General features: G+C 57.1%; 14 protein-coding genes. 9 read left to right on the forward strand and 5 right to left on the reverse strand.

What is annotated here, in order from left to right:
• Positions 1–30: 30 nt before the first annotated feature.
• The 5 genes from ccmA to ACR0AK_RS05045 all read left to right on the forward strand — a co-directional run bounded on the left by ccmA (position 31) and on the right by ACR0AK_RS05045 (position 2817).
• The gene (gene ccmA / locus ACR0AK_RS05025; protein WP_480792583.1) at positions 31–645 is read left to right on the forward strand and encodes a heme ABC exporter ATP-binding protein CcmA; all 615 of its coding nucleotides are present in this window, start codon (positions 31–33) and stop codon (positions 643–645) included.
• Positions 642–1298: a heme exporter protein CcmB gene (ccmB, locus tag ACR0AK_RS05030; protein ID WP_170414442.1), complete on the forward strand. Its 657-nt coding sequence runs from the start codon at positions 642–644 to the stop codon at positions 1296–1298. Before ccmA ends, ccmB begins: the two co-directional genes overlap by 4 nt.
• A gap of 61 nt (positions 1299–1359) precedes the next feature.
• Positions 1360–2133, forward strand: a complete 774-nt coding sequence (locus ACR0AK_RS05035) for a heme ABC transporter permease (protein WP_480792584.1) — start codon at positions 1360–1362, stop codon at positions 2131–2133.
• Positions 2130–2288: a heme exporter protein CcmD gene (ccmD, locus tag ACR0AK_RS05040; RefSeq protein ID WP_480792585.1), complete on the forward strand. Its 159-nt coding sequence runs from the start codon at positions 2130–2132 to the stop codon at positions 2286–2288. Before ACR0AK_RS05035 ends, ccmD begins: the two co-directional genes overlap by 4 nt.
• A complete protein-coding gene (locus tag ACR0AK_RS05045) occupies positions 2281–2817 on the forward strand; it encodes a DsbE family thiol:disulfide interchange protein (RefSeq protein ID WP_480792586.1) in 537 nt (178 codons plus the stop codon). The genes ccmD and ACR0AK_RS05045 overlap by 8 nt, the downstream gene beginning before the upstream one ends.
• A gap of 108 nt (positions 2818–2925) precedes the next feature.
• On the opposite strand, the gene acnA is transcribed toward ACR0AK_RS05045, so the two are convergent.
• Positions 2926–5616: an aconitate hydratase AcnA gene (acnA, locus tag ACR0AK_RS05050; protein ID WP_480792587.1), complete on the reverse strand. Its 2691-nt coding sequence runs from the start codon at positions 5614–5616 to the stop codon at positions 2926–2928.
• A gap of 231 nt (positions 5617–5847) precedes the next feature.
• On the opposite strand from acnA, the gene ACR0AK_RS05055 reads away from it, so the two are divergent.
• Positions 5848–6549 (forward strand): DUF1223 domain-containing protein, encoded by a 702-nt coding sequence (locus ACR0AK_RS05055; protein WP_480792588.1) that lies wholly within the window; start codon positions 5848–5850, stop codon positions 6547–6549.
• Here the strand turns inward: ACR0AK_RS05055 and ACR0AK_RS05060 are convergent, their stop codons facing one another.
• The 4 genes from ACR0AK_RS05060 to purB form a co-directional block, all read right to left on the reverse strand.
• The gene (locus tag ACR0AK_RS05060; protein ID WP_170564687.1) at positions 6550–7473 is read right to left on the reverse strand and encodes a lysophospholipid acyltransferase family protein; all 924 of its coding nucleotides are present in this window, start codon (positions 7471–7473) and stop codon (positions 6550–6552) included. It abuts the gene before it with no gap.
• A 115-nt stretch (positions 7474–7588) separates the two neighbouring features.
• Positions 7589–8680: a flagellar motor switch protein FliG gene (locus ACR0AK_RS05065; protein ID WP_480792589.1), complete on the reverse strand. Its 1092-nt coding sequence runs from the start codon at positions 8678–8680 to the stop codon at positions 7589–7591.
• Between the two features lie 68 nt (positions 8681–8748).
• Entirely contained in the window at positions 8749–9288 is a 540-nt protein-coding gene (locus ACR0AK_RS05070) for a tetratricopeptide repeat protein (protein ID WP_170564681.1), read from the reverse strand.
• Between the two features lie 378 nt (positions 9289–9666).
• On the reverse strand, positions 9667–10971 hold the full coding sequence (purB, locus tag ACR0AK_RS05075) for an adenylosuccinate lyase (protein WP_480792590.1): 1305 nt from the start codon (positions 10969–10971) through the stop codon (positions 9667–9669).
• A gap of 89 nt (positions 10972–11060) precedes the next feature.
• Between purB and ACR0AK_RS05080 the strand changes: the two genes are divergently transcribed.
• From ACR0AK_RS05080 to ACR0AK_RS05090, 3 genes are all read left to right on the forward strand, one after another.
• A complete protein-coding gene (locus ACR0AK_RS05080) occupies positions 11061–11393 on the forward strand; it encodes a hypothetical protein (protein WP_170564675.1) in 333 nt (110 codons plus the stop codon).
• Complete coding sequence (locus tag ACR0AK_RS05085) at positions 11390–11812, forward strand: DUF6314 family protein (protein WP_480792591.1); 423 nt, start codon at positions 11390–11392, stop codon at positions 11810–11812. The genes ACR0AK_RS05080 and ACR0AK_RS05085 overlap by 4 nt, the downstream gene beginning before the upstream one ends.
• A 68-nt stretch (positions 11813–11880) precedes the next feature.
• A complete protein-coding gene (locus tag ACR0AK_RS05090; RefSeq protein ID WP_170414406.1) occupies positions 11881–12468 on the forward strand; it encodes a biotin transporter BioY in 588 nt (195 codons plus the stop codon).
• Positions 12469–12598 lie beyond the last annotated feature (130 nt).

A 12598-nucleotide genomic window follows, 5' to 3' on the forward strand; every position in this document is an offset into this window, starting at 1 on the left:
CCCTATGCGCAATAAGATAAGCGGGGCCGTATGACACTGACCGTAACCGATCTTGCCATCACCCGTGGGGGCATCCCAGTGCTCGAAGGGCTGAGTTTTTCGCTAAAACCCGGACAGGCATTGATCCTGCGCGGACCAAACGGGATTGGCAAAACTACCTTGTTGCGCACGCTGGCAGGGCTGCAACCACCGCTGAGCGGAACAATTGACGGGGCCGAGGATCGTATCGCCTATGCCTCACATTCCGATGGATTGAAACCAACTCTGACGGTTGTCGAAAACCTGACCTTCTGGGCCTCGGTTTTTGGTACTGATGACATTCAGTCCGCATTGGATGCCTATGAGCTGAACGAACTGTCGGATCGTCACGCCGGCAACCTGTCCGCCGGGCAGAAACGCCGGCTTGGACTGGCCCGAATGCTGGTCACCGGAAGGCCGATCTGGATGCTGGACGAACCGACTGTGTCACTGGACAAGGATGCTGTTCAGATGTTCGCCGACGCCGTTCGTGCGCATCTGGGGCAGGGCGGATCGGCCCTGATCGCCACTCACATCGACCTGGGTTTGGACGGCGCGGTTTTGGATGTGGGCCCAAACAAGGCCAAACCGAAACCCATCGACGACTTTGACGGAGGCTTCCTGTGATCGCCTTGCTGCTGCGCGACCTGAAACTCGCCTTCCGTGCTGGCGGCGGTTTTGGCTTGGGCCTTGCGTTCTTTCTGATCGTGACCGTCCTGGTGCCATTTTCAGTAGGCCCGCAATCGTCATTGCTGTCGACCATTGCACCGGGTGTGCTTTGGCTGGGCGCTCTTCTGGCCTGCCTGTTGTCGCTTGACCGGCTGCTGGCGCTGGATTGGGAAGACGGATCGCTTGACCTGTTGGCCACGGCGCCCTTGCCGCTTGAGGCCGTCGTATCGATTAAGGCTCTGGCCCACTGGCTTACCACGGGATTGCCTTTGGTTTTGGCCGCACCCTTTCTGGGCGTGTTGCTGAACCTGCCGGTGCCCGGGTTTTTCTGGCTGGTGATATCGTTGCTAATCGGCACCCCGGCCATGAGCGTGATCGGTACTTTTGGTGCGGCGCTGACTGTGGGATTGAAGCGCGGCGGACTGCTTTTGTCACTTCTGGTTCTGCCGCTTTATGTCCCAACGCTGATTTTCGGAGCCGAGGTCGCCCGCCGTGGTGCCACAGGGATGGAAACGCAAACCCCGCTGTTGATGCTGGCGGGGATCACCGCTGCCACGATTGCGCTGCTGCCCTTTGCCAGCGCAGCTGTGCTGCGGATCAACCTTCGGTAACGCAGTCACACTTTGACTGATGTCAATTGAGAACGAACACGAGTCGGACTAAATAGAGCCCATGTCTATCGCAGCCAAAGCCAATACCCTCTGGGAATACGCCAACCCGCGCAAATTCCTCGCCACCAGCGAGCGGGTGTTGCCGCTCTTCTGGATTTCCTCCTTGGTGTGTCTGGTCGTCGGACTGACCTGGGGCTTTTTCTTCACACCGGATGACTACAAGCAGGGCTCGACCGTCAAGATCATCTACCTGCATGTACCTGCGTCACTGATGGCGATTAATTGCTGGCTGATGATGCTTGCAACCTCGCTGGTCTGGCTGGTGCGACGTCACCATGTCAGCGCGCTGGCCGCGCGGGCTGCGGCGCCGGTTGGGATCGTGATGACCCTGATCGCCTTGGCAACCGGCGCGATCTGGGGGCAACCGATGTGGGGCACCTGGTGGGCCTGGGATCCGCGCCTGACCGCGTTCCTGATCTTGTTCCTTTTCTATTTGGGTTATGTGGCCCTGTGGGAAGCGATTGAAGATTCCGACACCGCAGCCGATCTTACCTCGGTCCTTTGTCTGGTGGGGTCGGTTTTTGCCTTGCTTAGCCGCTATGCTGTGAACTTCTGGAATCAGGGCCTGCATCAAGGGGCGTCCGTGATGCGCGCGGCGGCCGTAACCGGTGCGGATACCGAGGAAAAGGTCAGCAATATCTATTTCTATCCGCTGCTGCTGTGCATTATCGGATTTGTTCTGCTGTTCATTGCGTTGGTTCTGTATCGCACAGGTACAGAAATTAGGGCGCGTCGGATCAAGGCGCTGCTTTCGAGAGAAAGGCTAAACGGATGATCCCTGATCTTGGAAAATACGCTGATGCGGTTTTATGGTCCTATGCGGTCTCGCTCGGGCTGCTGATTGCGTTGATTGTTCTCAGTGTGATGCGTGGCCGCAAGGTGCGGGCGGAAATGAAAAAGGTCGAAAACAGGATGATGCGCAATGGCTAAAATCTCGCCCCTGATGATTGCGCCGCCATTAATTTTTGGCGCATTTGCCGTTTTGGCGGGCATTGGCATGTTCCGGGAAGACCCAAACGCCTTGCCATCGGCGCGCGAAGGACAACCTGCGCCGCCCGTTGTTCTGACCGAGTTTCCGGGCAAGACGTTGTTTGACGATGCGACCCTGCGCGATGGTGAGGTCAAGCTGGTCAACTATTGGGCCAGCTGGTGCGCCCCGTGCAGGGCCGAGCACCCCAACCTTGAGGCGCTATCCGAAGAGGGTATCCCGGTCTATGGCATCAATTACAAGGATCAGCTGAACAACGCCGAAGCGTTTCTGAATGAACTGGGCGACCCTTACGAGGCCATCGGACGGGACGAACAAGGCCGAATGGCGCTGGACTGGGGTTTGTATGGGGTACCTGAAACCTATGTGATCGACGGAGAGGGCACGATCATTTTGCGCTTTGCCGGTCCGATTACACAGCGCGTGATCGAAAGCACGCTGCGGCCAGCACTGGAGAAAGCCGGCCGGTGATCTGAACCATTGCCAAGCGGAGCGTGCCTGCGGCACGCGCTTTAGTCTGGAGCCTGTGGCACTGGCCCAAGAAAAAGCCCCGGCGTTGTTGGTCGGGGCTTTGTTGTTTTAATCTGCCTTGGCGAGGTTCCGCAGCACGTATTGCAGTACGCCGCCGTTTTCGATGTATTCGATCTCAGGCGCGGTATCGATCCGGCATTTCAGCGTGATCGTCTTTTCGGTTCCATCGCTGAAAATGATGGTGCAGGGCACCTCCTGCAGCGGCTCAACCGAGTCCAAGCCATGGATCGAAACGGTTTCGTCACCTGTCAGTCCCAGCGTCTTGCGGGTGTCGCCGCCGGTGAATTCGAACGGGATCACGCCCATGCCAACCAGGTTGGACCGGTGGATTCGCTCAAAGCTTTCCGCAATCACAGCTTTGACGCCCAGTAGGGCCGTGCCCTTAGCCGCCCAGTCGCGCGAGGAGCCCGCACCGTATTGCTCACCGCCAAAAACAACCAGCGGGACGCCCTGTTCCTGATAGGCCATCGAGGCGTCATAGATCGACGTCTGTTCGCCATCAGGCCCTTTTGTGTAGCCACCTTCGACCCCATCGAGCATCTCGTTCTTGATGCGGATATTGGCGAAAGTGCCGCGCATCATGACTTCGTGATTGCCGCGGCGGGAGCCGTAAGAGTTGAACTCGCGCGGCTGCACCTGACGTTCGATCAGGTACTTACCAGCAGGCGACGTACTTGCAAACGATCCGGCCGGTGAGATGTGGTCGGTCGTGACCATGTCCCCAAGAACCGCAAGAACCTTGGCCCCGTCGATGTTCGAGATCGTGCCTGGCTCGGACCCCATCCCCTGAAAATATGGGGGGTTCTGGATATACGTCGAAGTCGGCGGCCAGTTATAGGTTTCCTGTTGCGGAACCTCGACGCTCTGCCACTTTTCGTCACCTTTGAAAACGTCAGCGTATTTGGACTGGAACGCTTCGCGGGTGACCGTTTCCTGAACCAATTCGGCAATTTCGCTTTGGGTTGGCCAGATGTCTTTCATGAAGACGTCATTGCCGTCCTTGTCCTGACCGATCGGCTCGGACGTCAGATCGATATCCATGGTGCCAGCCAGTGCGTAGACCACGACCAGTGGCGGCGAGGCCAGATAGTTGGCCCGCACGTCCGGCGAAATCCGGCCTTCGAAGTTGCGGTTGCCAGACAGAACGGATGTGGCGACCAGATCTCCTTCGGCAATCGCTTCGCTGATTTCCCTCTGGATCGGGCCAGAGTTGCCGATGCAGGTGGTGCAGCCATAGCCGACAAGGTTGAATCCGATGGCATCCAGATGCTGCTGCAGGCCCGCTGCCTCAAGGTATTCAGACACAACCTGTGAACCGGGGGCCAGCGATGTTTTGACCCACGGCTGACGGTTCAAGCCTAGCTCATGCGCCTTTTTTGCGACCAGACCGGCACCAATCATCACATAAGGGTTTGAAGTGTTGGTACAGGAGGTGATCGAGGCGATCACAACCTTGCCCGATTCCATGCCGTAATTTTCGCCCTTGACCACGACCTGCTTGCCCATCGGGCGTTTGAAGGTTTCGGCCATTTCCTTGGTGAAGGCTGCTTTGGCGTCGGTCAGCGCAACATAGTCCTGCGGACGCTTTGGCCCCGAGATTGCGGGAACAATTGTGCCCATGTCCAGCGTCAGAGTGTCGGTGTAAATGGGCGCATAGTTTTCATCGCGCCACAGGCCGTTTTCCTTGGCATAGGCTTCGACCAACGCCAGACGATCCTCATCACGGCCGGTGTTTCGCATGTAGCGCAGTGTTTCGCCGTCGATTGGGAAGAAGCCACAGGTCGCGCCATATTCGGGCGCCATGTTTGCAATGGTCGCGCGGTCGGCCAGCGGCAAGCGGTCCAGACCTTCGCCATAGAATTCGACGAATTTGCCCACGACGCCCTTTTCGCGCAGCATTTCCACGACTTTCAGGACAAGGTCAGTGCCGGTTGTGCCTTCGACCAAAGCGCCGGTCAGCTCAAAGCCTACTACCTCAGGGATGAGCATCGAGATCGGCTGGCCCAGCATCGCGGCTTCGGCCTCGATCCCACCGACACCCCAGCCCAAAACGGCCATACCGTTGACCATCGTCGTGTGGCTGTCGGTACCAACCAGTGTGTCGGGGTAGGCGACATCGTCGCCGTTCTGATCGGTGTCGGTCCAGACAGTTTGTGCCAGATATTCCAGGTTCACCTGATGGCAGATGCCGGTTCCGGGGGGAACAACGCGGAAGTTGTTGAATGCCGACTGACCCCATTTCAGGAACTGATAGCGCTCCATATTGCGCTCATATTCACGGTCCACATTCATCTGGAACGCACGCGGGTTGCCGAATTCGTCAATCATGACCGAGTGGTCGATGACCAGATCAACAGGGTTCAGAGGGTTGATCTTTTGCGCATCACCGCCCAGCCCTTTGATGCCATCGCGCATCGCTGCCAGATCGACAACAGCCGGAACACCGGTAAAGTCCTGCATCAACACGCGCGCAGGACGATACGCGATCTCGCGCGGGTTCTTGCCGCCATTTGTCGCCCATTGGCCAAAGGCTTTGATATCTTCGACCGAGACGGAAAAACCGTCATCCTCGAAACGCAGCATGTTTTCCAGAACCACTTTGAGCGCGGCGGGAAGCCTTGAAAAATCGCCCAGTCCGGCCTCTTGCGCGGCGGGGATGGAATAATATGAAATGGACTTGCCGTTCACGCTTAGGCTGCGGCGTGTTTTGGCGGTGTCTTGTCCGACTTTGATGGGCATCTGTGGCCTCCCTCTGAAATGACTTAGGTCCCGGGATTCGCTAATAGTTATCTGCATCACCAAAGCCTTTGATTCAAGGACCAAGGCAGTGAGCTTGCTGAGTGATGTATACCATTGCACACAAATTTTAAGAGGCGCGATGGTCGCATGTCTCAAGAAACGTTGATTGGAGGTTGAACGGGCTTGCGTTTAGACCGGACAGTACACCCAGTCAAAGGCCCGAGACCTGTAATGTTGAAATCCATTCGTGCAACAGCGCTTATTTCCTTTTTTTTGACCACCGCGGCCATTGCAGAAGGGGACCCGGTTGTCGTTGAGCTTTTTACGTCTCAGGGCTGTTCATCCTGTCCGCCCGCAGATCAACTCATGCACGATTTGGCCAAACGCGATGATGTGATCGGTCTGGCACTGCACGTGGATTACTGGGATTACATCGGGTGGAAGGACGAATATGCAAAACCGGATCACACCTTGCGTCAGCGCACCTATGCGCGGGAAGGTGGTCGGTCGATGATCTATACTCCGCAGATGGTGGTAAACGGGCAGCAGGATGTGGTCGGCGCGCAAGCGCGGGAATTGGATCGCCTGATCAACGCGCATATCAAGGCAGCCCCTCAGGCGTCCGTGACGGCCGTTCGCTCAGGCAATGATGTGTCGGTCGATGTGATGCCGGTCGAGTTGCCGGCCGGAGAAACCTACGACATCCGCGTCGTTCAGTACTCGCCTATGCGCCACGCCTCAATCCGACGCGGAGAGTTGGCCGGACATGAACTGGATTATGCGAATGTTGTCGAGGCCTGGTATACGGCAGGTCAATGGGATGGCGTTGCGCCTCAGGCGTTTTCAGTGGCCGTAGATGCGGATTTGCCGGCCGTCGTCCTGGTGCAAAGGGAAGGGCACGGCCCCATAGTGGCCGCCACTAAGGTCAGGTAATTAGGGCATATCCTCGGGCTGAACTCCCAGACCATTCCAGGCTTTCCAGCGTCGGTGAATCCAGAACCACTGGCCCATATGTTGTCTAACCATGGCCTCAAGATCATCATTGGTGAACTGGGTCATGGTTTTGGGGTCTGTATGCGGCACCGGATCGTGCAGCACGATTTCAAAATCCACACCATTGGGTTGGCGCACCGCGTAGCACGGGATCAGGACGGCATTGTACTTCATAGCCAGTTCTGCGTTCAGAACCGAGGTCACGGCGGGCTTGCCGAAGAATGTCAACTCTTCCCCGCCATGGGCATGCAGATCAGACACGATCGCGATGATCCCGTTTTTCTTGAGTGAGCGGACCATTTCAACCATCCCACGACGTCCTTGTTCGAACATCGGCGAGCCGGTTTTGTGGAACGCTTCAACATACATGTCGTTGAAGTAAGGGTTCGCCATACGGCGATAAAGGCACCCAATCGGGCGACCACTGCGTTCCTGCAAGGCAATACGTGCGGCCAGATAGTGTCCAAAATGGGCGGTGATCATCATGATGGGGCGCCCGTCTGCCACAGCGGCGTCAAATGCCGCAACACCCGAACCACTTACTTTTGCCGTGCTCTGACGCTGGGTGAAACCTTCGGGCGAAAAATGCTCCATGATCGCGCGGCCAGCATTGTCGGGAACGGCGCTGCAGATTCTTTTGACTTCCGCCTCTGACAGGTCCGGGCAGGTTAGTTTCAGATTGTTGCGCACGCGTGTGGTGAAGCCGATCATCGGTGAAAGCCCACGCGCGATTGCACCCATGGTTTTTAGTCGTGTTTCATAGGGCAGCAAACGCATGGCCCCGATAACGCCCTTCATGAACAATCCAGTGATGTAGTATTTTCTAAGCGCTGCGCGGCTTAGTTCCGACTTTTCGACGGGCATGAATAGGTCTCACCGGCTGTTGCGATTTGCCGGGCAAGACATACAAGGCACAATCCGCAACCACAAGCGTTGCAAAACTAGGCCGGGCCCGGGCACGCCTGATCACGCTTGCCAGTCACTCTTCGCTATCCTCTTCAATCAGCGGTATTGCGCCCTCGTCGACCAGCGCACGAATTGCGCCAACTACAAGCGTCATCGCTTCCTCGGCCTCAGACAGTTTCACCTTGTCGCGCTCGGTGATTTCTTCACGCAGGTTATCCGCCATGCGCGTCGACATGTTGGACAGCAGAAAATCGACCGCAGCCTTGTCATCCTCGGCTGTGGCACCGGCCAAAGCGGTGACGAGGTCAGCCTGATCCACCCCCCGCAGAACCGCTGGCACGTCGCGAGGCAAAATGCGGGCCGGGATATGGGCGAAGGTAAAGATCGATCGGCGTACGAGGGCAGCGAAATCGGTGTCTTCCTCGTCCAGAGCCTTCAATAAGCCTTCTCGCGTTGCCGCAGCGGACTGGTTTAAGATCGCGCCGACCCGGACACCGGGGCCATCGGAAAAGGCGGTGGTCGGGCGCCGATCAAGCTGAGCGGCCAGCGACCAGCCAATTCGCTCGACAGCTTCCGGCGTGATGTTAGCGGTTTTCGAAACTGCATAGGTGATGCGGCGTGCGACCGGGCCGGGCAGGTGACCCAGAAGTTGCGCGGCATTCGCGGTTTCTAGCTTGGACAACATCACCGCCGCAATTTCAGTGCTTTCGGCCAGAGCAATGGTGGCTAGATCTTCGGTCGGGATTTCCCGCAGTCGTTGCCACGGATCTCCGATCTGACGTACCCCGGCTTCTTTCCGTAACCGGGCCGCTGTTGCCGGTGTGATCCTATCGCTGACTGCGTCAAGCGCACCGGCCAACCCGTGTGGAAATGACAGGCCGAGACTGTCCAGCGCTTCCGCAAATTCATGTGCAACGGAGGCCAGTGTGACGCGATCTACAAGACCCATTTGACCCAGTTGATGAGTTAGCTTTTCCTGCAAGTCATCGGGCAGTTCTTCCAGCGGGATATCTGCGCCTTCATTCAACAAAAGGCGCACAACCACAGCGGCTTTTTGTCGACTGCTCAGCGCCTTGGGGACGACGCGAGGCGCGTCGTTCTTATCGTCGGCGGCGGGTGTCGAGGTCCCCGGTGCCAGTTGAACCAAAGTGTTTGTGTCCTGCATCTGCCTGTGGTGCCAAGATTCTGTTCCACAGGCAGATTACGGAGAGTCGGGTAAAGAAAGACTGAAGCTTAGTAGCTGTAAGTCAGCCCGGTGCGGATCGCCTCGCGCAGAGACGCTTCGGCCCAGGTGCCTTCTCCGCCGCGCGCCTTGATCTCGCGCCACTGGGCGATGGCAAGATCGGTTTTGCCTTCGGTGACAAAGCCCTGGCCCATATAGCTGCGCGCCAGAATGTTGTCGGGATTTGCCTTAATAGCGTTCGAATAAAAGGCATTTGCCAGGTCAAGCTCACCCATTTTGCGGTATGTGAAGCCCCAATAGGTCAACACGCGATCATCATCCTGATCCATAATGCGCAGGATGTCCTGTGCGTTCTCTAACTGCCCGTCATAGGCCAGTTCACGCACGGCGTCATACAGTTCGTCCTGCGTAAAGTTGCTCTGGTTCGGCTTCACGCACCGTCCGGCGTCTTTGTCATAAACTCGACCGAATAGACACTTCTTTGTCGTGTTGGTTGGCTTTGGCGGGTTGCTGTCACCACCAGCGGCGATCGCGACCGGCGCGAATGCAAAGGCCTGAAGGGCGATCGTTGAAGCGAGTACTAGGCGCATTTTCCTACTCCGTTGTCAGGGCTGCTTACAGAAAGCATAGTGCGTTCTTCTCAAAAGCTAACAACCGAAGGCTCGCGTTTATTCACAAATGGGAAAAAATTTTCTCAGCTGTTCGTAATTTTGGCGCAGGTTTGAGTTTCAGCATCCCATACCGAACCTGGTGCGCAGGACTGAGTTTGCTTGGAATGACCACTACAGGCCAATGCAACGGAGGCTGAGCAACTAAGGGCCAAAGCACAAATCAGAGTACGGATCATCGTGTTTCTCCTGTCCGGATTTACACCCACATCATAGCTTGTTTTGACCCGTCTGGCAAAACACCAAGGCCCGGAACGCGTCCTGCGATCCGGGCCCTGCGAACCAACTGATCAGATTGGGTTATTCGCCAAATACACGGGCGAAGATCGTGTCGACGTGTTTGGTGTGATAGCCCAGATCAAATTTCTCTTCGATTTCTTCCGGGCTCAGCGCGGCGGTGACGTCGGGATCTGCCAGCAATTCCTCTTTGAAATCGGTGCGGTGTTCCCAGACTTTCAGTGCGTTGCGCTGTACCATGGAATAGGCGTCTTCACGGCTGACACCTGCCTGTGTCAGTGCCAGCAGAACCCGCTGGCTCATTACCAAGCCGGGAAACTTGTTCATATTCTCGATCATGTTCTCGGGAAAGATCAGCATTTTGTCTATGACGCCAGTCAGTCGGGCCAGAGCAAAGTCCAGCGTGATAGTGGCATCCGGTCCAATCATGCGTTCAACCGAAGAATGCGAGATATCGCGTTCATGCCAGAGCGCCACGTTTTCCATCGCCGGGATCGCTGCTGCGCGTACCATGCGGGCCAACCCGGTCAGGTTCTCGGTCAGGACCGGGTTTTTCTTGTGGGGCATGGCAGACGAGCCCTTTTGACCCATCGAGAAGAACTCAGCCCCCTCCAACACCTCAGTCCGCTGCATGTGGCGGATTTCAATGGCGATGTTTTCGATGCTGCTGGCGATGACGCCAAGCGTGGCAAAGAAAGCCGCGTGACGGTCGCGCGGAATGACTTGCGTGCTGATCGGTTCAGGAACCAAACCCAACTGGTCGCAGACATGCTCTTCCACACGGGGGTCAATGTTCGCGAAAGTGCCAACCGCGCCGCTAATGGCACCGGTTGCAACTTCCGCGCGCGCATCGCGCATCCGGGACAGGTTGCGGTCCATCTCGGCGTAGAAGCGGGCAAAGGTCAGACCCATGGTGGTGGGTTCGGCGTGGATGCCGTGGCTGCGGCCGATGCGGACTGTGTCCTTGTGTTCGAATGCGCGGCGCTTCAGAGCAGCCAACAGACCTTCGAGGTCTGCGATCAGCAGATCGGCGGCGCGGGTCAGTTGAACGTTGAAGCAAGTGTCGAGAACATCCGAACTGGTCATGCCCTGATGCACAAAACGGGCTTCTTCGCTGCCAACATGTTCGGCCAGATGGGTCAAGAACGCGATGACGTCATGCTTGGTGACCGCTTCGATTTCATCAATGCGAGCAACGTCGAATTCCACATCCTTAGCCTTCCAGACGGCCTCGGCGTTTTCACGCGGGATCACGCCCAGATTGGCCATCGCGTCGCAGGCATGGGCCTCAATCTCGAACCAGATGCGAAACTTGGACTCGGGCGACCAGATGGCGACCATATCGGGGCGGGAATAGCGTGGAATCATTGGCAGCGGCACCTTATTGTGATTTGGCAGGAGGCGTTGCGGCGGGGTTTAAACCCGCGCAAGCAAAGGAACAAGGCGCGAGTGCAAAGATGAGACGGTTTGCCCTGATTTTAGCCCTTTGGCCGGGTTTTCTGGCGGCGGAAGAGTTCAGAACGCTGACGGGCGACGAGATTCTGTCGGTATTGACCGGGCAGAAACTCGATTACGGGGAAGGTATCTCGCAGACTTTCGACGATACGATGCTGACGCAGTACTTTTCAGGCGGTCCGAGCGCGGGTCGTTGGGCGGTGCAGGGGGATCGCTATTGCTCGCTCTGGCCACCTTCCGACCTGTGGGCCTGCTATGATGTGCAGCAAAGGGATGATGTGATCCGTTTCATAGATGATAATGGGGGCACAACCGACGGGACAATCGTCGAATGAACTTGCCGAAAAACCTGTCCGATTTCGAAGGAAATTGGAGCCTGAACCGGACCATTCGGGATGCACGGGCCGGGCAGGTGGTGCAGGCCGATGGTCAAGCGGTCTTGCGTCCGACTGAAGATGGTTTGATCTATGATGAAGAGGTCGCGCTGCGTGTGCCGGGACAGGCCGAGATGAAAGGCACGCGTAAATACTTGTGGCACAAAGCGGGCAGGGCGATTGCCATTCACTTTGACGACGGCCGCTATTTTCATCAGCTGGAACTGGGGCAGGCACATGCGTCAGACCATCATGATTGCCCGCCTGATAGCTATGATGCCGTCTACGATTTTTCGGCGTGGCCGGTCTGGTCAGTGCGCTGGATCGTCTCGGGCCCCAGAAAATCATATGAAATGAGCACTGAATATCGTTTAAGATAGCGTAATCATGTTGCAGTCTGTCCTCTAAGCGGGCATTTCTGCGTGTGCAAAAAGGTGGAGATGCAAAAATGAATGCGAATGTACTGGCCAATGCGATTGGCCCGCGCGAAGGTACCGCGCTGCGCGTCAAACAAGTTGTGCTGGTGGCACTGGGTATTCTGGCTTTGGCAATTGCCGCAAAGATCAAGGTCCCGATGTGGCCAGTTCCGATCACGATGGGCACCTTTGCCGTGCTGACCATTGGCACCGCCTATGGCACGCGTCTGGGTCTGGCCACCATGCTGGGCTACCTGTTGATCGGTGCGCTGGGCTTTGATGTGTTCGCAGGTTCCTCGGCCGAGAAGTTTGGTCTGACCTACATGATGGGCGGAACCGGCGGCTATCTGGTCGGTTACCTGCTGGCAACCGTTCTGCTGGGCGCACTGGCCGCGCGCGGCTGGGACCGTTCGTTCGGCAAGATGGCGTTGGCTCTGGTTCTGGCAAATGTCGTGATCTACGTGCCTGGTCTGCTGTGGCTGGGTCAGTTGTACGGATGGGACCAACCGATCCTGCAGTGGGGTCTGACACCCTTCTTGGTGGGCGACGCGATCAAGCTGGTGCTGGCTGCACTGCTGATCCCAGGCCTGTGGAAACTGGTGGGTGACGCGCGCTCGTAACCTCCAGCCAAGTCAAATCGGACATAACCGCGCCCGGAGGTTTCCTGGCGCGGTTTTTTTGTGCCCGCACATTGGAATGCTGGACAAAAGGGGTCACAGCAGGTCAATCTGCATTCAATGAAATCATCAG

The organism is Ruegeria sp. BI12 (assembly GCF_056537985.1).

Coding starts and splice junctions, on each gene's coding strand:
- ccmA (WP_480792583.1), top strand. CDS start 31: ATGACACTGACCGTAACCGATCTTGCCATCACCCGTGGGGGCATCCCA.
- ACR0AK_RS05035 (WP_480792584.1), top strand. CDS start 1,360: ATGTCTATCGCAGCCAAAGCCAATACCCTCTGGGAATACGCCAACCCG.
- ccmD (WP_480792585.1), top strand. CDS start 2,130: ATGATCCCTGATCTTGGAAAATACGCTGATGCGGTTTTATGGTCCTAT.
- ACR0AK_RS05045 (WP_480792586.1), top strand. CDS start 2,281: ATGGCTAAAATCTCGCCCCTGATGATTGCGCCGCCATTAATTTTTGGC.
- acnA (WP_480792587.1), bottom strand. CDS start 5,616: ATGCCCATCAAAGTCGGACAAGACACCGCCAAAACACGCCGCAGCCTA.
- ACR0AK_RS05055 (WP_480792588.1), top strand. CDS start 5,848: ATGTTGAAATCCATTCGTGCAACAGCGCTTATTTCCTTTTTTTTGACC.
- ACR0AK_RS05060 (WP_170564687.1), bottom strand. CDS start 7,473: ATGCCCGTCGAAAAGTCGGAACTAAGCCGCGCAGCGCTTAGAAAATAC.
- ACR0AK_RS05065 (WP_480792589.1), bottom strand. CDS start 8,680: ATGCAGGACACAAACACTTTGGTTCAACTGGCACCGGGGACCTCGACA.
- ACR0AK_RS05070 (WP_170564681.1), bottom strand. CDS start 9,288: ATGCGCCTAGTACTCGCTTCAACGATCGCCCTTCAGGCCTTTGCATTC.
- purB (WP_480792590.1), bottom strand. CDS start 10,971: ATGATTCCACGCTATTCCCGCCCCGATATGGTCGCCATCTGGTCGCCC.
- ACR0AK_RS05080 (WP_170564675.1), top strand. CDS start 11,061: ATGAGACGGTTTGCCCTGATTTTAGCCCTTTGGCCGGGTTTTCTGGCG.
- ACR0AK_RS05085 (WP_480792591.1), top strand. CDS start 11,390: ATGAACTTGCCGAAAAACCTGTCCGATTTCGAAGGAAATTGGAGCCTG.
- ACR0AK_RS05090 (WP_170414406.1), top strand. CDS start 11,881: ATGAATGCGAATGTACTGGCCAATGCGATTGGCCCGCGCGAAGGTACC.